This is a genomic window from Sporosarcina sp. BP05 (genome assembly GCF_014282005.1).
In the GTDB taxonomy this organism is placed as follows: domain Bacteria; phylum Bacillota; class Bacilli; order Bacillales_A; family Planococcaceae; genus Sporosarcina.
Genome location: NZ_JACFTD010000002.1, coordinates 60,440 through 79,459 on the forward strand (window position 1 = coordinate 60,440; position 19,020 = coordinate 79,459).

Consider the following 19,020-nt stretch of genomic DNA (forward strand, 5'->3'; position numbering starts at 1 on the left):
TTCAGAGTTTATGATTAAGTAGTAACTACTTGTTATTCAAAAAGAGAGGGGTAAAAAAATGCTTAAGAAATTCAAGGGGTTAACATTTTTGGCAATCTTAATGGTGTTCGCACTCGTAGCCGCTGGATGTAACAATGATGGAGGTAGTTCGGTTGATGTAGGAATTGTATTACCGACGAAGGATGAACCTCGATGGGTACAGGATGAGCAACGTTTCAAGGATGCATTAGCAGATTCAGATTATTCAACGGAAATACTATTTAGTCAGGGGTCTTCAGCGAAAGAGAAAGAAAACGTAGAGGCATTATTAAATAAAGGCATCAAAGTATTAATTATCACACCTCATGATGGTGCGGCTGCTGCATCTGCTGTAGAAGCGGCGAAAAAAGAAGGTGTAACTGTTATTGCATATGACCGTTTAATTACAGATACAGATGCAGTGGATTATTATGTAACATTCGATAGTTTAGCAGTAGGTGCTGCACAAGCACAGTATTTAGTAGACAATACACAGGGGTCTGACGTTCCACTTTACCTTTACGCTGGAGCGGCTTCAGATAACAACGCATTCTTATTCTTCGAGGGAGCTTGGAAAGTGCTTCAACCTAAAATTGCAGATGGTACCTTTAAAGTTGCCAACTCAAGTGAAGCAGAGGCATTAAAAGGTTCATCGGATCTTTCGCGTGACCAATTAGGGAAAATTATTGGTCAAATTACAACGAACTGGGATGCAAACGAAGCGAAAAACAAAGTGCAAACACACTTAACAGCTGCGAGCGACGACCTAAAAGGTGATGTTGCAGTTCTAGCTCCGAATGATGGAACAGCTCGGTCAATCGCAGACGTATTTGCCTCTGACAGTGCAATTTCAAACTACTTTGTGACAGGGCAAGATGCAGAGAAAGCATCTATCCAATACATCATCGACGAAAAACAATCGATGACGGTGTTCAAAGACGTTCGTTCTTTGGTAAAAGATGCGATGGGAATGGCAGTTGAAATCTTAGATGGCAATACACCAGAAACTACAGGTTCTTATGATAATGGTTCAATTGAAGTTAAAGCGAAACAAACGAACGTCATCGTGGTGAATAAAGACAACGTGAAATCCGAGCTAATTGATTCTGAATACTACGAGGCAAGTGAATTCACAGGCTTAAAGTAAACGTTTCACATTGGGAAAGGAAAAGTAGTGATAGTGTAATCTATCACTATTTCTCCATTTCTATTTTGTTGGGTTAGGGAGGCGATGGAATGAGCGACTATATTTTAGAGATGAATGATATATCTAAAGAGTTTCCGGGAGTCAAGGCCCTATCGAACGTGAATTTCAAGGTGAGAAAAGGAGAGATTCATTGTTTGGTCGGTGAGAATGGTGCAGGAAAATCGACGCTGATGAAGGTATTGAGTGGAGTCTATCCATATGGCACATACGATGGAGATATCGTATTTGAAGATCAAGTTCAACAGTTCAAAGAGATTAGCGACAGTGTGAAAGCTGGAATTGGCATCATTTATCAAGAGTTGGCACTTTTTCCTGATTTGGCTGTCTATGAAAATATATTTGCTGGCAACGAAGTGAAGAAAGGTCCTTTCGTTGATTGGAATCAAACGATCGTTCAAGCAACGCAAATACTGAAAAAAGTAAAGCTGAAAGTGACACCGGAAACACTGATCAGGGAATTAAGTGTAGGAAAACAACAGCTAGTTGAAATTGCCAAAGCATTAAGTAAAGATGTGAATTTGCTTATTTTAGATGAGCCGACAGCAGCACTGAATGAAGATGATAGTGAAAATCTATTAAAACTCCTAAAGGAACTAAAAAGCCAAGGGATTAGCTGCATTATGATTTCCCATAAGCTGAAGGAAGTTATCGAGATAGCGGATAAAGTAACGATTTTACGGGACGGAAAGACGATTTGTACGCTAGATGCAAGTAAAGGGGAAGTAGCGGAAAATGTCATTATCAAAAACATGGTAGGGCGTGAAATTGAAGACATTTACCCAAAACATCCAGATAAGAAAATTGGGGATACGGTCCTTAAGTTGGCTAATTGGTCTGCGTATGACACGCAATTAGGAAGAAATGTTGTGAAAAACATCGATCTTCACGTGAAAAAAGGCGAAATTATTGGTATCGCCGGTCTGATGGGGTCCGGTCGTACAGAGCTTGCCCTTAGCATTTTTGGGAATCCGAAAAACTATAAACTACATGGGAATCTGGAAATTCAAGGGGAACCAAAAGTGCTGAAGCATACAAGTGATGCGATTAAGGCTGGTATTGCGTATGTGACAGAGGATCGAAAAGGAGACGGATTATTTTTATTGCAGGATATTAAGAGCAATGTCTCGGCAGCACATCTAAAAGGTATTTCGACGAAGGGTATTCTCAATTTAAATGAAGAAGTGAAGGTCGGAAAAGAGTACAAAGACTCGTTGTATATTAAAGCGAGTTCACTAGAGCAAATAGTTGGCAAACTGAGTGGTGGAAATCAGCAAAAAGTATCGCTCGGGAAATGGTTGTTTACTGGACCTAAGATCTTGATTTTAGATGAACCAACAAGAGGAATTGATGTTGGGGCGAAATTTGAAATTTATACGATTATGAATCAGCTGATTGACGAAGGTATGAGTATTATTATGATTTCCTCTGAACTTGGTGAGGTACTAGGGATGAGTGATCGTATCTATGTTATGGCAAACGGTGCCATCAAAGGAGAATTGACGATGAAGGAAGCGACACAAGAAACAATTATGGAACTTGCGACGCAATAGGGGGGATAAAGATGGAATTTTATAAAGAAACTAAAGCGCTCGTCAAAGCCAATATTCGAGATTACGGGATGTATATTGCGTTAATCGTTATTTTGTTAACATTTACGATTATGACGAACGGCTTGTTTATGTCGTCTCGAAACATTAGTAACTTACTAGATTCTGCCGGTTATATTGCGGTTTTGGCAGTTGGGATGACCCTAGTTATCGTCATTCGTCATATTGACTTATCGGTTGGCTTTTTAGCGGGATTTTTAGGTGCAATTACAGCTATTTTCTTGACACAAATGGGCATATCGGTATGGATCACTATTCCAGTAATTTTACTATTAGGTGCCATTATTGGATTATTTAACGGGATATTAGTAGCTAAAATTGGAATTCCATCATTTGTTGCTACGTTGGCAGGGATGTTGATTTTCCGCGGTGCGCTCCTTCAGGTCACAGAAAAAACGGGAACGATTATTGTTAGGGATGAACAATTCAATGCGATTGGAAATGGATTTATTCCATCGATTATGCAAATTAATGGCTTGCATCTACTGACGTTATTAGTAGGATTCGTCGGAGTTCTATTTTATATTTACAATGAAATCTCCAATCGTCGCAACAAATTGACGTATGGCTTTGATGTAATGTCTAAGGGAATCTTTAGCGTAAAGCTTGTTTTAATATCAGCAATTATTGCTTACATTACTTGGATTTTAGCTGGCTATAACGGATTTTCTTGGACGGTTGTCATTATAATAATCGTTGTCCTAATTTATCACTTCTTAACGACTAAAACAGTACTTGGTCGTCACATTTATGCAGTCGGTAGTAATCCGGAGGCCGCGCATTTAAGTGGGATCAATGTACAAAAGATTACATATATCGTCTTCGGTTCCATGGGCATGCTCGCGGCGTTATCTGGAATTCTATTTACATCTCGACTCCAATCGGCAACGACCACAGCTGGAACTCTCTTTGAGCTTGATGCGATTGCGGCGGCATATGTGGGGGGAGTATCTTCTGCAGGTGGTGTCGGTAAAGTTACAGGTGCTATTATTGGTGCCATCGTGATGGCCTCGTTATCGAGTGGGATGAACTTACTTGGTGTCGGAATTTCCTATCAATATATGATCCGCGGTGGTGTTTTAGCTGGAGCAGTAATCTTTGACGTTATGACACGTAAGCAACGGGCTTAAAAGAGAATAGCAGCATAACTAGGCATCCTATTTGTAGGGTGCCTGATGTATTTGTAAGTCATTGTTAATTCCTTGACAGGTGATAAGATGATAGGAACAGGCTTAAGGAAAGGGTAAGGAATATGCGGAAAAAATTTGTATTTATACTTGTCGTACTCATTATGATTTTTAGCTATTTGACTATTGCGTCCGCAACTAAGGCGCTTCGTTCAACTAGTGATAGGCCTGCTAACCTTCCCTTTGTCTCGGACACTATTCGTCTTGTACTCATTACGCAAGAGCTTGATACTCCATTTTGGAATAAGGTCGGCCAGGGGGCATTGAAGCAGGCACAAAAAGAAAACGTGCAGCTTGAAGTGTGGGGAAGCTATGGCAACAACCAAGATGATTTTTTGAAGACAATGGAGGTTGCGATTCATTCAAAGGTGGATGGAATTATCGTACAGGGCCTAGATAACGAAGAATTTAAAGAGCTGACAAAGGTTAAGGCAGCTTTTTATGGGATTCCTGTCATTACCGTCGCGAATGATGTGCCAGTGGAAGAGAGCTTGCGAAAAACATATGTTGGTTCAGATCAGTTTGAGGCAGGAGAAATGGTTGCTCGGCAATTGATAAAAGAAATGGGCACGACAGGAGAAGTGATTATTCTTGGTGATCAAGAGCAAGCGTATTATCAAAAAGAACGTCTAGCTGGTATTGAGGATGTATTAAGTAAGTACCCAGACATTGAAATGATTATTAGAGGGACGGCAGATGCAAAGGAACAAGTAATGGCGACGACACAACAGTTGATGAATGAAGTGCCGCGAGCTTCTGCATTTATAGCCATCAATGCAAATTATGCAGGGCCGATGATTCAAGAAATCGGAAGACGCACTCAAGTAGAGCCGTATTATATTTATACCTTCGATGATGGGGTTGGGTCAACTGCCCTCTTAGAGCAAGGCATGCTCGATGGGATTTTGGCGCAAAAGCCAGAAGAGATGGGCAGTGAAAGTGTGAAGCGGTTGATGCAATGGATTTCAGGCGAGACTGTCCCGCTCGATTCAAATGGTTATCTCACCGAAACACGCATGGTTAAGGCGGAAGGTGAAGAACCATGATGACGATTCAAAAAAAAATATGGATACTCGTTTCCGTTGTGTTGCTGATTATGGGGATTATTTGGCTGGCGCTTACACACTATAATCAGAAGACCCAGGAACAATCCAATGATATTTTACAGCGCTATTTGCGGATGAATGAAGTGACAACTGCTAGCCAACAAATAATTACCAATTTAAATAACTATTTGCTCGAGCCAACAGCTAATCATAAACAACAGATAGAGAAAAGCATAGTCGTAATTGAAGCGGTGCAACAGGATGTAACAGAGCTGCGAAACGTGGAAAATGCATTTTCAGTAACTAATTATATTCATTTAATCGATAGCCTTATCGAGACGGCGAATCGCTCCGTTATGTTTTCAGAAAAGCACGAAATAGAAGGGTCGACCAATGAATTTAATGAAGCAAATCGCATTTCTATGTACATATCTGAAATGACCTTGACGATTCTAGACCGAGAGTTGAAGACCTCTAACCGGTTTTATCGAGGTATTATCAAGCAGTCGGAGGAGTTGAAAAAACTAGGAATCTGGCTATTGCTATTGATTACTGTCGTGTTACTTTTGGCTACCTACTGGTTTTCACTTAGTATTACGCGGCCGATTCATCAGCTCACGAAAGCCGCTAACGCATTGTCTCAAGGTCGTTTTAATCAACAGATTGAAGTGAAATCCAATGATGAGATTGCCTTTTTAGCACAGACCTTTGATGAGATGCGGATAAATATTAATGATTTAATAGTAGAAATCCAACAAAAGGCTCAGCTCGAGCATGAGCTTCAGCAAAGTAAGTTGTTGTTGAAGGAGAGTCAATTTAGAAGCTTGCAGAATCAGATAAATCCACATTTCTTATTCAACACGTTGAACACATTGTCGAAAAAGGCGTATTTAGATGGTGCGGAGGAGACGAGCGATCTTATAGTTAGTGTAGCAGGCTTGTTACGCTATAATTTGAAGCGGATTGACCGCTCTGTGACGTTGTTTGAAGAAGTGGTTGTTTTGAATCAGTATATGGAAATCCAAAAGGCACGTTTTACGGACCGTTTACAATTTAAGTCTGACATCGACAAATCTTGCTTAGATGTGAAAATTCCGGGACTTACCCTTCAGCCCATTATTGAAAATGCAGTAATCCATGCTATTGAGCCGGAGCAGGATGGGGGCACTATTTGGTTCAGGATCAAGAAGGATGGTCCATGGGTCATCATTGAAATCGAGGATAGTGGACAAGGGATGTCCCGAGAGAAAATGGAACAGCTGCTGAAGGGGCACATCGTACCAATCGAAGGACATTCTACAGGAATAGGCTTTCAAAATGTGGTGAAAAGATTGCATTTATTTTATGGAATCGAGGATTTGGTCACGATTGATAGTAGTGAAGGTCGGGGGACAAAGGTGGTCATACAAATTCCGAGTGCAAGGGAAGAGGGGAATGATGATGAAGCTTCTTATCGTTGATGATGAGCCGATTGAGCGAGAAGGTATGCAGGCAATCTTACAAAAAGCGTTCCCTGAACTTACCATTTACCAAGCGAGAAATGGGGAGGTAGCAGTAGAATTAGCAGATACGATTCAACCGGATTTGGTCTTAATGGATATTAAGATGCCTGGCATGACAGGGCTTGAAGCCATAGAAAAGATACAAGATGAGCATTCTACTATCAAATTTGTGATGGTGACGGCCTTTGATATGTTCGATTATGCGAGACAAGCGCTCAAGCTCGGCGTGAAGGACTACTTGCTGAAACCTAGTAGAGCAAGTGAGATTGTTGCAACGGTGGGGAAAGTATTAGAGGAATGCAGGCTGGAGCGTATTGCAGAGGCTACAAACCAAGTGCAGCATGGAAAGTGGCAAAAGGCGTTGACATTAGTGGAAACAGATATTGTGACACAGCTATTATTTGACCATGTCCATGAAGTTCATATTGATATGCTCGTTGAGATGCTAGATATTCGCTCTACCCATGAAAAGTTTGTTGTAGTCGTTTTGTTGCCAGAGGGAGCAGAACACTATTATGTGCGGATCAAGGAAAAGGTGCGTGAAGCCGGAAATGCTTGGGTAGGTGCGTTATATGGACGGCAGCTTCCTATCATTGTGTTTCGTGATCAAAAGAAGTCCTTTCGTTCGCAAGCAACAACATTAGCCAAAGCAATTTTATCGTTGGCCAAAGAACAAACGAGCTTAGGCTGGTTTATAGGGATTGGTCAAGTTTGCGAGCCATTAGACGAGATTCGTCAGTCGTACCAAGAAGCGCTTATTGCGACCATGGATACAACGCTAGTGGTCAAGAGTCGATTTTACGCCGACGCTCCAGCTCTTAGTCTAGAGACAGATAATCAGGTTATCAAGCGGCAGCAGAAAGACTTTTTTGACCAAATTCGTTTAGGGGACTGGGTATCCATTCGTTCTGGTATATTGGATTTGATTCAACAGCATGAGAACGAGGGGAATTCACTTATTTACACGCAGCAGCGAATGCTTGAGTTGCTTTGGATTGCGAACCGAGTGATGGATGAAATGGGAATGGAAGCGAATGCACCGTTTTTTTCGTTTCAAGCACAGGACTACCGTCAATTACGGACAGAGACGCTCCTGCTACTCGAGCGAATGAATGCTATCTACGAGGCGCATTACGAACGAGTCGAGGCTGATAAGATACATCAAATTAAACAATTTATCAGTGAGCATTCACATAAGGAAATTTCACTGAATATTCTTGCAGAAAAGGTTGATTTAAGCCCGATTTATATTAGTAAGATGTTCAAGGAGAAGTTGGGCATTAACTACATCGATTTTTTGACGGAGTGCCGAATTGAGAAAGCAAAGAAGCTTTTGAATGATCTAGAGTTAAGCCTAAAAGAAATTACGTTTGAGGTCGGTTATCATGAGCCAAATTATTTCAGCAAGGTGTTCAAGAAAATGTGCGGGGTGTCCCCGAAGGAATACCGAAAAACGTTATTGAGTAAAAAAGTAGAAGTCTGATAGGGGTGAAGTGGATGAAACAACTGGCTATTGTCGTGTGGTTTTTGGGGATGACTTTTCTGCTAGTTGCTTGTATAGCTGCGCCGAAGCAGACATTGGAACCCGTTAAGTCAGAAGAAATAATACCTCTTAGTAAAATCGACAGCCCAATCCGTATTGGATTTTCGATGGATACATTACTTGAAGAACGATGGCTGAGAGACCGTGATTTGTTTAAGGAGGCGGTCGAAGCACTAGGAGCAGAAATTGAGATTGTCGCCGCCAATGGAGATGATGCGCTTCAGATTTCCCAGGCAGAGGCGCTCATTCAAAGCGGAATCGACCTCTTGGTAATCGTCCCACATAATGCTGAGGCAACAGCTGCGATTGTGCACAAGGCGCATCTTGCAGGTATCCAAGTAATTGCCTATGACAGACTCGTCAAAAATGCGAATCTCGATTTGTATGTTTCTTTTGATAATGAACAAGTGGGTGAAATGCAGGCGAAAGCCATCACTGCTCTCGTACCTAAGGGGAATTACGTCATTATTGGTGGCGCGATTACCGATAACAATGCACATTTATTGAAAAAAGGTGTGTTCACTGTACTGCGTCCATATATTGAACGAGGTGATATTAAGATTATCTACGATCAGTGGACGGAGGATTGGACTCCAATGAATGCACAGGCCAATATGGAAGAAGCTCTTCGGACAACGAACAAGCAGATTGATGCAGTGATTGCTGCGAATGATGCCACAGCAGGTGGTGCCATTCAAGCACTTGCTGCTGCAGGGCTTGCAGGTCAAGTGCCAGTTGCAGGACAGGATGCGGATTTGGCAGGAGTGCAGCGAATTGTTACTGGAACACAAACGATGACAGTCTATAAGCCAATAAAAATGCTCACACAAGAAATGGCGAAATTAGCAGTTGCGATGGCAAAAGGTGAGAAGGTGTCTGCTGAACAGAAAGTTAATAACGGAAAAATTGAAGTTCCTTCTGTGTTACTTACACCAATTGCTGTAAATGAATACAATCTAGAAAGTACGGTGATTTTCGATGGGTTTCATTCATTTAAAGATGTGTATGAAGCAATATCGGAGTAAATCGGATGCCCAACACTTAACAAAGAGACCACTTTTGGTAACTCTTGTTAAGTGTTTATTTGTCGTTGTAATACGAACATCTATTCTGTATACTAATTACAAGAGGAGGGAACGAATGTGCGTATTGAGTTGATAAAGTCAATGGAATGGAATCACGTCTTAGATATGATATACATGGCGAAAGACGGTGCAATAAGCAAGCGAAGCATTAAAATACTACAAGTAGGGGATGTCTCATTTAGGGCTTATTGCTATTTACGAAAATCCAATCGTACATTTAAAATCGACAATATACTTGCACTCGTTCCCATTACTTCAAAAGAGCGGATTGTTATATGATGGATTACGGTAAATTTCCAAACCGAAATATCGCTTGTATTGATATGGTGAGTTTTTACGCTAGTTGTATGGCTTCATTGCATAATTTAGATGTTCAAAAGGTGCCGATTGCGGTCGTTGGGAATCTTGAAAGAAAAGGATCTGTTGTGCTTGCAGCATCGCCTCCAATGAAAAAGCGATTTCGTGTAAAAACAGGTACACGTATGTATGAAATACCACAGCATCCTGACATCAGGCTATTCAATCCGAAAATGAGCTATTTTCTCGAAATGTCGATGGCTATTACTCGCCTACTTCATAAATACGTTCCGGCTGAAGCGATTCATGTCTACAGTGTTGATGAAAGCTTTATTGATCTAACTGGCACCGAAAAGTTATGGGGCGATCCAGCGCAAACCGTTAAAGTTATTCAACAAGAAATAGTTGCGACGCTAGGCTTACCTTCAACGGCTGGTATGGGACCAAACATGTTAATGGCAAAGCTAGCACTCGATTTAGAAGCAAAGAATACAGGTTTTGCGAAATGGACCTTTGAGGATGTACCGGAGAAACTATGGCCAGTTTCTCCATTAAGTAAAATGTGGGGGATTGGTCGTCAAACGGAAAAAAATCTGAACAATATAGGGATATTTTCGATTGGTGACTTGGCTCATGCCGACTTGCAAAGTCTAGAGAAGAAATTTGGAGTAATGGGCAACCAGTTATTCCATCATGCATGGGGGATAGACCTCTCTGAGATGGGTGCCCCAATCCTTGAAGGTCAGATTAGTTATGGGAAGAGTCAAATTCTTATGCGTGATTATAATTTGCGGGAAGAAGTAAACGTGGTCCTTTTAGAGATATGCGAGGATATCGCCAGAAGGGTAAGAGAAGAATACAAGGCCGGACGCACGGTATCCCTCGGTATCGGATATAGTAAAAATGCTTTCGGAGGTGGATTCCGTCGTTCTCGTACTATTGAAGAGGCAACAAATGACACGATGAAAATGTACGACGTTTGCAAAGAATTGTTGGATGAAAACTATAACGGTCAAGCCGTTCGGCAAGTATCCGTTTCGATTACGAAGTTAGAAGATGAGCGTTCAATGCAATTAAGTTTATTTGACACGAAAAAATGGCAAGTTCGAAAATTGGGTACAACAATGGATACTATTCGTAGCCGGTATGGCACCACCGCTATATTAAGGGCAGTGTCGCTTACTGATGCAGGAACAGCTATTAAGCGGTCTACATTAGTCGGCGGTCATCAAGGATAGGAGGGGTATTATGATTAGAGACCGAGGAAATATTAAATGGACAGCGATGATGCTGTCGGAGCATGTAAGGGAACTACGAAAATGGGTGGATCAGGATAATTATACTGAAAGACCAGAACTAAATGAGTGGGATCTTCAATCGATTCAAGAAGAGCTTGAATTAGCGTATAAGCGGCAATGTGAAACGCAAATTAAAACATGGGGTAGTGGGCGAATTACTCAATACCATGGAATAGTTGAGGATATTGATTTGAAAAGGATGTGCATTGTACTTAAAATTCCGTTCGGTACACAAATAATGCGGGTAGCTGATATTATAAATGTGCAAAGCATGGATTGAACGACGCCTATACCATTACTAAGATATCTTGATCTATAGGGAATCACATGATGCCGAGCGTGGCTTTGGCTAAAAGTAATCGTGAAAACATGTTAAGAGTGTGTAAAAACGCTTGAATGTATTAGTTGAAATGGTATATTTGTCTTGTTGAAAGAGTCCAGAGAACATAGTTCTGAATTGAAGCAAGAAAAAAGGCAATTGAGCTTTTCCAAGGAATAACAGACTGAAGAAGAGGAGTTAATATGAAAAAAGTTAAACCAAATAGAGGATTAAAATCACTTTTAGAAATATTCTTAGTCTCAACACGACTTGGATTGACCTCTTTTGGCGGGCCAACAGCTCATTTGGGGTATTTTCATGAAGAATATGTACGAAGAAGAAAATGGATGGATGAAAAAAGTTATGCAGATTTAGTTGCATTGGCTCAGTTTCTACCCGGTCCAGCTAGTAGTCAGGTAGGTATTGGTGTAGGTGTTATGCGGGCGGGCGTTTTGGGTGGGATTGTATCCTTCATTGGGTTCACAATGCCTTCAGTTATTGCACTTATTTTATTTGCCTTGTTGCTCACGGGGTTCGACGTCGGAAATGCTGGATGGATACATGGCTTGAAAATCGTAGCGGTGGCGGTAGTTGCGCATGCTATTATCGGAATGGCTAAAAATTTGACGCCAGATTTAACAAGGAAATCCATTGCCCTTTTCGCGTTAATAGGTACTCTATTTTTGCAAACAGCTTTTGCTCAAGTAGGCGTCATTTTACTCGCTGCATTCGCGGGGTTCCTTCTGTTCAAGCAGCACAAGGGAAATGATGAAAAGAGTTCGCAATTTCCAATTTCTAAGCGTGTATCAGTGTTCTGTTTACTGCTATTTTTCGGTTTACTCTTTCTGCTACCCGTCATCAGGGAAGTAACTGGATCTTACTGGGTAGCTATGTTCGATAGTTTTTATCGCTCAGGTGCTTTAGTTTTTGGTGGCGGTCATGTCGTTTTACCTTTATTAGAACAGGAATTTGTACCAACTGGATGGATAAGCGAAGAATCGTTTTTAGCTGGTTATGGTGCTACACAAGCGGTACCAGGTCCTTTATTTACGTTTGCAGCTTATTTAGGAACGGTTATGAAGGGTTGGCAAGGGGGTTTAGTAGCTACGTTTGCAGTATTTCTACCTGCATTCCTGCTTATTCTCGGAGCACTCCCTTTTTGGGATAGTTTACGAAGCAATCCTAAAGTTAAAGGGGCAATCATGGGTGTGAATGCAGCAGTTATAGGAATATTAATATCTGCCTTTTATTTCCCTATTTGGACGAGTTCAATTATAGCACCTGTTGATTTTGCTTTAGCGGCACTTTTGTTTAGTATGCTTACCTATTGGAAGCTTCCTCCTTGGATTATTGTGATTACAGGGGCTATCGCTGGTTCATTACTGACAATGTTATGAAATCACACGTGTTGATTAACCAAAAACAATCAGTAAATAACTTAATCAAACACTAGGCTATCCGAGTACAGTTGCGTTGAATCGCTATGGATTAAATGATTCCTATACCATTACCGAGATATCTTGATCTATAGGGATGCGACGAAGTCGCATCCCTATAGATCTTTTTGGGTAATCGAATGGTGGTCGTTCATCCGTCGCTTTCCAAAGTCATAAGTACACGAAATGCTAAAGCTTTTTGGAGCGAAAGAATAGTTGGCTCCTTATTTGGATAAAAGCCGCCAAAGATACAATTTTGGCGGCAGATGTTTTCTCTATGGTATTTTCTATTTTACTTTTAAGGAAGTGTCACTTTCTATAAGACATCACATGACTAGATGCATACTCTTTGCTAAAAGTAAGCAAGGAACACATTGTACAAAGTACTAGAGTGCCCGAAATTGTATCTTCGGGGACTTACAATCTTTATAGAAAGTCTTCTATTCTCTTCATCTAAAGCAACTGCATTTTTCACTTGAACATTGTAGGGAAGCGACAGGCAATTATTTACAACAGGATGACCGAAAAAAGTGAGGCTAGAAGTGACGAAGTCGATTCTAGCCGCACATGCCCTCGGTAAAACTGTCATGAATATTTCGCCGAAAGCGAGCCAGAAATGGTCCAGTGAAAATGGAGGATATCAAGCCCTTCTCACCAGTACCTTGTGTGAATAAATGGTTAATAAACAGACGTGTATTATTGTCATTTTATCCTTTACAATCCGACTCGATAGACATTCACCGCGCAAATGGTGTACAATAAAACCATTAAAACTGTAATTGGTTTTATAGTTTTGTGGTTTTCGGGGCTTTAGGCATCCCTTAGTCCTAAAGCAGGTTCAATAGAAGGAGTAGCTAACAGTAAAATGATGACAGTAATTATAAATGAAGTTACGAAAGACAATATAAACGATATTTTAAAATTGCGTATAAATGAAGAGCAACAGTCTTTTATTGAAACGCCGCAACAATGTTTAGATGAGGCAAAGGCATGCAGCAACTTTAAACCAGTAGGACTTTATTGGGGGAAAAGTTTAGTTGGTTTTGCTATGTATGGATTTTTTCCGGAAGAAGGAGAAAATGGTCGAGTGTGGTTGGATCGATTTTTAATCGATTCTAAACATCAAGGTCTTGGATTAGGAAGCATCATGTTAAGCGCATTAATTCAACGGTTAGAACATGAGTATAGTTGTAATGAAATCTATTTAAGCATCATTGCTGATAACCAAGGAGCACTTCATTTGTATCAGAAATTTTCCTTTCAGTTCACTGGTGAAGTGGATAGTAATAATGAAAAGTTAATGGTGAAAAAGTTATAATGTCTTTTGGTTTTATCGTTAAAAACCTGACCTTCCTACCTCCGTGGACATTCATCGCATAGACGTTGTATAATGAAACTATTAAAACCACATTCGGATTTTTAGTTTTTGGGGAGGTCGAAATTTGAAAACAAGAATCATCAATGCATTTATTGAAGAAACACGAAATAATGGCATTAAGTTCACGATGGATGATTTAGCAAGGCGTCTTGGAATTAGCAAGCGGACGTTATATGAAAATTACTCTTCTAAGGTAGACATCCTTGACTCAATTATTGATATGACGCTCGTTGAGTTTGATGAACAAACAAGTCGTATAATTGACAATCCTGAACTCACACTGTTAGAAAAAATTCGTAAGGCGATTGTCGTCATGCCAAAATACAATGAGTTTTACGATCTCCGGATTTTGAATCAATTAAAACGGACCTATCCTGAACAGTGGGAACGAGTGAATCGTGAGCTGCATCAGTGGGATGATCTAAAGGGGCTTCTTGAAGAAGGGATCCGAGCGGGTGTCATTGTGGATCGGAATATCGATTTACTGATGAAACTGATTATCGAGGCTTCGAATGCAACGCTCGATCGACAGTTTTTTTTAGAACATAGTATTTCTGTTGCGGAAGCGTACGGGACGATTGTGGATGTGTTATTAACAGGTATGGTGAAGGAAAATTAAAGTTGAGCTTACTGGCATTTCAATTGCCAGTCTATTTTTTGATTGAAGAAACTATAAAAACTAAAATCGTTTTCATGTTTTATGAAACGATAAAAGATAAGGAATTGAATTGGTAATGAAAAAGGAACAAGTAATAAATCGTTTAGATACGGAGTCTGTTGGAAAATCCTTTGTGAGGTATTTAATCCCGTCGATGGTTGGGATGCTACTGATGGCTATCAATATTGTGGTCGACGGAATTATGGTCGGCAATCGTTTAGGCCCAGTCGCTCTTGCTGGGGTAGGTATTGCAGCGCCCGTTTATACAATTTTTGTCGCGATGTCACTGTGGATTGGAATCGGTGCAGCGACCCGTTATTCCGCAAAGATGGGTGCTAAACGGCCCGATGAGGCACGTGTTATTTTTTCACATGCCATTGTTGCTATATTTATTTTGACAATAATGATTGGGCTTATTGCTTTTCTGTTTAGGACGGAACTTGCGTATTTGTTAGGCGCGAATGCCGATACGTTTGAGTACACTGCAGGCTATATGAAGGTCATGTTGCTGTTTGGATTCATCTTCACTGTAGAAAACACATTCAGTATTTTAGTGCGAAATGATGGTGGACCAAATTTGTCAATGATTGCACTTGTTGCTACGGCAGTCGTCAATATCGGCTTAAATTATGTATTTTTATTCGTTCTTGATTATGGTGTAGAGGGTGCTGCTGCGGCAACAGTTATTGGAGCATTTGTCGGACTTGTCATATTGAGCACGCATTTTTTTAGAAAGAAAAGTAATTTGCGTTTCGTGCGCTTTAAGTTTAACCGAAAGCTTTTCCTGCTAATATTAGTAATTGGATTTCCAAGTTTTCTTGCGGAAGTCGGGTTTTCGGTCTTTACAATCTCACATAATATCACGTTTGAATACCTCGCTGGAACCGCGGGTGTGTCTGCATTTACGATATTGAATTATGTTCACAGTGTCATGCTGCTGTTATTTTTAGGCATGGGGGCGGCGATTCAACCACTGATTAGCTATTACCGTGGCGCTGGAAGTGAAGTCAAGATGAAAAAGACTGTTCGAATGGCGATTGGGACAGCGTTCGGGGCGGGCATCTTCTTCCTACTTGTCGGTCAATTTGCAGCGGCTCCAATTGCGAGTATGTTCGGCGATTTCCCAGAGGAAGTGATGGCGCTTGCTATTCCGGGTATTAAATTATTCTTTATCGGGTATCTTTTCATGGGTACAAACTTTGTCATGATGACGTATTATCAATCCATCGGACAGATCCGTATGGCAACGTGGATTACCGCGGCAAGGGAAATTGTTGTTTTGCTCATTTTGCTTGCTATTATGCCACGGCTATTTGGATTAACGGGCGTCTGGCTCGCAATACCGACATCGGAATTTATTGTGTTGGTGACGATTTATTATTATCATAGAAAATGGAACAATTGATATGACGGTATGAGCATTTTGTTAGGGACATAATCATAAATTTACCAGTATTAGTGCGGACCAAAGCGATTGGTTTGCACTACTTTTTTGCCATAGGACAAACAATGCCTTTAGGATAAATCAGTCCAACGAGCACATACAATTGATTTTTCGAGATTTCTAAACTGGTATAGACAACTATACCAACTAAGTGTATAGTGAAAATTGAGAATACTTTATATGTTGAACGCATGAACGCTTATACAAACCGAGCGAAGGCGCCTTAACAGGGGTAGCTGGAGCCCAAGACTGGCGGCGGAACTGCTTGGCTTAAGGCGGGAGGCACCCCCTAGCGCCACAGCGAATTTGAATGGATTATTTATTTTAATTTAAAGTAGGATACTCAAAAGGGATGAGGAATTTGATGAAGACATTGTTGATTTCAAATATTACAATTGCCGATCCAAAAAAAGACAGTATAGCTGGAGACATTTATATAGAAAACGGCGAAATTATAGAAGTTGCTACTGCTATAAATAAAGTTGCAGATATACGAATCGATGCGGCGGGTAAGGATTGGATTGTTGTGCCTGGATTTATTGACGTTCACATTCATGGTTCTTCAGGTTTTGATGTAATGGATGCGACGCCGGAAGCGTTAAATGGTTTGGCGAGCGCGCTTCCCCGTGAAGGGACGACAAGTTTTTTAGCAACAACAATGACGCAGTCGGATGAAGCGATAGCAGGGGCGTTACATAATACAAGTTTATTCAATGCGGATGAAAGGCAAGCCGAAATGGTAGGAGTTCATTTGGAAGGTCCTTTTATTTCAGCTATACGAGCAGGTGCACAACCGGTCGAACATATTACGACACCGTCTTTTGCCCTTTTTGAACAATGGCAAGAGCTGAGTGGTAACCGCATTAAAATTGTAACTGTTGCTCCTGAGGTGGAAAACGGTCTTGTGTTCATCGAAGAGTTGACAGCGAGTGGTGTGATTGCATCACTTGGGCATACGGATGCAACATCGGATGTCGTTCGAAATGCGATTGAAGTGGGGGCTACTCATGTGACTCATTTATACAACCAGATGAGTCCTTTTCATCATCGGGAACCAGGGGTTGTTGGAGCTGCCTTTTTAGAGGATTCTATGACGGTTGAAATTATCGTCGATTGTATTCATAGCCATCCGAAATCGGTTGAACTTGCTTATCGTCAAAAGGGTTCAAATCGAATCATTCTTATTACGGATGCAATGCGTGCAAAAGGACTCCCTCCTGGGACGTATGATCTAGGCGGGCAGGATGTAGAGGTAACGAATAAGGATGCACGGCTGCCTGATGGCACGCTTGCGGGAAGTATCTTAACGATGGAAAATGCAGCGAAAAATATGAAGTCGATTACAAATTGCACACTGGCCGAACTTGTTGCAATGACTTCAACAAATGCCGCCGATCAACTTGGTCTTTCTAATAAAGGAAGAATTGAGCCTGGAAAAGATGCAGATCTTACAATCGTCGATGAGGACTGGAATGTCCAGATGACTATCTGTAGGGGAAACATTGCTTATACTAAGGAGGTAATGGGATGAAGGTAATCGTATGCGATAATTATGATGAAGTAAGTGAAAAGGCGGCACAATTGGTAGAGGCACAAATTGTTGGAAATGATCACTCGGTACTTGGACTTGCGACAGGATCAACGCCACTAGGGCTTTATGAATGTTTGGTTGAAGGCGTTACATCACGTGGAATAGCGTACAAAAATGTACGCACTATTAATCTAGACGAGTACCTAGGTCTTGATAAAGGGCATTCGGAAAGCTATCGGACATTTATGTCTGATAACTTATTTGATAAGATTGACATTGTAACCGAAAATACGTATATTCCGGATGGGACTTCTGGTTCAACGGAGGAAGAATGTCTGCGTTATGAACAAGTGATTGATAGTGTAGGGCCAATTGATCTGCAAATATTGGGCATTGGTAAAAATGGGCATATCGGTTTTAATGAACCAGGAACAGATTCAAAAAGTCTGACACATGTCGTGGAACTTGTTGCATCTACCCGAGAAAGCAACGCACGCTTCTTTCCTTCGATTGATGAAGTTCCAACACACGCGATTACAATGGGCATCAAATCGATATTGAAAAGCAAGAAAATTATTTTGATGGCATCCGGAAAAAATAAAGCAGAAGCTGTGAAAACATTGTTAAGTAAAGATGTGAATGAAAGTTTTCCGGCATCAATTTTATGGAATCACGATAATGTTACACTTATTGTTGATCGGGATGCATATGAATTGGTTAAATCATAAGGGAAGTGAGTACTATGCTAGATAAACAGTCACCGGTACCCATGTATGCCCAAATCGAGGATTATTTGAAAAATCAAATTCTGCAGGGAGGGTTTGTAATTGGTGTGGCAATCCCTTCCGAACGTGAACTGACGGATACGTTCGGCGTAAGTCGCATGACCGTTCGCCAATCCATTACGAATCTAGTAAATGAGGGGCTCCTTTATCGTGAAAAGGGACGTGGTACATATGTGGCGACGCCCAAGATTGAACAGCCTCTTAGCCTTACAAGCTTTACAGAAGATATGCTGTCACGTGGGATGAAACCTAGTAATAAACTTGTTAGTTTTGAGAAAATGATACCTGAAATAGATATTGCGCAGGAGTTACAGTTAGCTAAGGGTGAGGAAGTATTCATCGTTAAGCGAATTAGGTATGCAGACGATAAACCGATGGCGATTGAAAGGTCGTATCTTCCTGTCAAGCTCGTCCCGGATCTTGAATTGAATAACATAGAAGGATCACTTTATTCGTTTATTGAAAAGGATAAACGACTGATAATTAGCCATGCCTCGCAACGCATGGAAGCTGTGCTAGTGAAAAAGGAAGATGCAGAGTTCCTTCAAATTAGTATGCCTTCAGCAGTTTTGATGATAGAACGAATCAGTTATTTAACGAACGATGTTCCGATTGAAATTGTTCGAAGTACATATCGGGCAGATCGTTATAAATTTATCAGTGAGATTCGGAGATGATA

Annotated in this window: 17 protein-coding genes; all 17 read left to right on the forward strand. The window is 40.9% G+C overall.

Features of this window, described 5'->3' with window-relative positions; translation table 11 throughout:
• The first annotated feature begins 58 nt into the window (after positions 1-58).
• Positions 59-1,165, forward strand: a complete 1,107-nt coding sequence (locus H2672_RS02145; protein ID WP_186668457.1) for a sugar ABC transporter substrate-binding protein — start codon at positions 59-61, stop codon at positions 1,163-1,165.
• A gap of 89 nt (positions 1,166-1,254) precedes the next feature.
• Positions 1,255-2,775 carry a sugar ABC transporter ATP-binding protein gene (locus tag H2672_RS02150; RefSeq protein ID WP_186668459.1) on the forward strand — a complete coding sequence of 507 codons (1,521 nt, stop codon included), beginning with the start codon at positions 1,255-1,257 and terminating at the stop codon, positions 2,773-2,775.
• Positions 2,776-2,786: 11 nt separating this feature from the next.
• Positions 2,787-3,962: a sugar ABC transporter permease gene (locus H2672_RS02155; protein ID WP_186668461.1), complete on the forward strand. Its 1,176-nt coding sequence runs from the start codon at positions 2,787-2,789 to the stop codon at positions 3,960-3,962.
• Between the two features lie 122 nt (positions 3,963-4,084).
• Positions 4,085-5,065 (forward strand): substrate-binding domain-containing protein, encoded by a 981-nt coding sequence (locus tag H2672_RS02160; protein ID WP_186668463.1) that lies wholly within the window; start codon positions 4,085-4,087, stop codon positions 5,063-5,065.
• Positions 5,062-6,525 (forward strand): sensor histidine kinase, encoded by a 1,464-nt coding sequence (locus tag H2672_RS02165; RefSeq protein ID WP_186668465.1) that lies wholly within the window; start codon positions 5,062-5,064, stop codon positions 6,523-6,525. The genes H2672_RS02160 and H2672_RS02165 overlap by 4 nt, the downstream gene beginning before the upstream one ends.
• Positions 6,503-8,050 carry a response regulator gene (locus H2672_RS02170; RefSeq protein WP_186669541.1) on the forward strand — a complete coding sequence of 516 codons (1,548 nt, stop codon included), beginning with the start codon at positions 6,503-6,505 and terminating at the stop codon, positions 8,048-8,050. The genes H2672_RS02165 and H2672_RS02170 overlap by 23 nt, the downstream gene beginning before the upstream one ends.
• 5 nt (positions 8,051-8,055) lie before the next feature.
• Positions 8,056-9,135, forward strand: a complete 1,080-nt coding sequence (xylF, locus tag H2672_RS02175) for a D-xylose ABC transporter substrate-binding protein (protein WP_370569584.1) — start codon at positions 8,056-8,058, stop codon at positions 9,133-9,135.
• 117 nt (positions 9,136-9,252) lie between these two features.
• Positions 9,253-9,474: a transcriptional regulator gene (locus tag H2672_RS02180; RefSeq protein WP_186668469.1), complete on the forward strand. Its 222-nt coding sequence runs from the start codon at positions 9,253-9,255 to the stop codon at positions 9,472-9,474.
• Entirely contained in the window at positions 9,474-10,730 is a 1,257-nt protein-coding gene (locus H2672_RS02185; RefSeq protein WP_186669543.1) for a Y-family DNA polymerase, read from the forward strand. Before H2672_RS02180 ends, H2672_RS02185 begins: the two co-directional genes overlap by 1 nt.
• Before the next feature lie 10 nt (positions 10,731-10,740).
• The gene (locus tag H2672_RS02190; RefSeq protein WP_186668471.1) at positions 10,741-11,070 is read left to right on the forward strand and encodes a YolD-like family protein; all 330 of its coding nucleotides are present in this window, start codon (positions 10,741-10,743) and stop codon (positions 11,068-11,070) included.
• 242 nt (positions 11,071-11,312) lie between these two features.
• Positions 11,313-12,506: a chromate efflux transporter gene (chrA, locus tag H2672_RS02195; protein ID WP_186668474.1), complete on the forward strand. Its 1,194-nt coding sequence runs from the start codon at positions 11,313-11,315 to the stop codon at positions 12,504-12,506.
• A gap of 907 nt (positions 12,507-13,413) precedes the next feature.
• Positions 13,414-13,863 (forward strand): GNAT family N-acetyltransferase, encoded by a 450-nt coding sequence (locus H2672_RS02200; protein ID WP_186669545.1) that lies wholly within the window; start codon positions 13,414-13,416, stop codon positions 13,861-13,863.
• Between the two features lie 124 nt (positions 13,864-13,987).
• The gene (locus H2672_RS02205) at positions 13,988-14,542 is read left to right on the forward strand and encodes a TetR/AcrR family transcriptional regulator (protein WP_186668476.1); all 555 of its coding nucleotides are present in this window, start codon (positions 13,988-13,990) and stop codon (positions 14,540-14,542) included.
• Positions 14,543-14,657: 115 nt separating this feature from the next.
• The gene (locus H2672_RS02210; RefSeq protein WP_186668478.1) at positions 14,658-15,986 is read left to right on the forward strand and encodes an MATE family efflux transporter; all 1,329 of its coding nucleotides are present in this window, start codon (positions 14,658-14,660) and stop codon (positions 15,984-15,986) included.
• A gap of 400 nt (positions 15,987-16,386) precedes the next feature.
• Positions 16,387-17,556, forward strand: coding sequence for an N-acetylglucosamine-6-phosphate deacetylase (nagA, locus tag H2672_RS02215; protein WP_186668480.1), 1,170 nt, complete (start codon positions 16,387-16,389; stop codon positions 17,554-17,556).
• Positions 17,553-18,284 carry a glucosamine-6-phosphate deaminase gene (nagB, locus tag H2672_RS02220; RefSeq protein ID WP_186668482.1) on the forward strand — a complete coding sequence of 244 codons (732 nt, stop codon included), beginning with the start codon at positions 17,553-17,555 and terminating at the stop codon, positions 18,282-18,284. Before nagA ends, nagB begins: the two co-directional genes overlap by 4 nt.
• Before the next feature lie 14 nt (positions 18,285-18,298).
• Positions 18,299-19,018 (forward strand): GntR family transcriptional regulator, encoded by a 720-nt coding sequence (locus H2672_RS02225; protein WP_186668484.1) that lies wholly within the window; start codon positions 18,299-18,301, stop codon positions 19,016-19,018.
• Positions 19,019-19,020 lie beyond the last annotated feature (2 nt).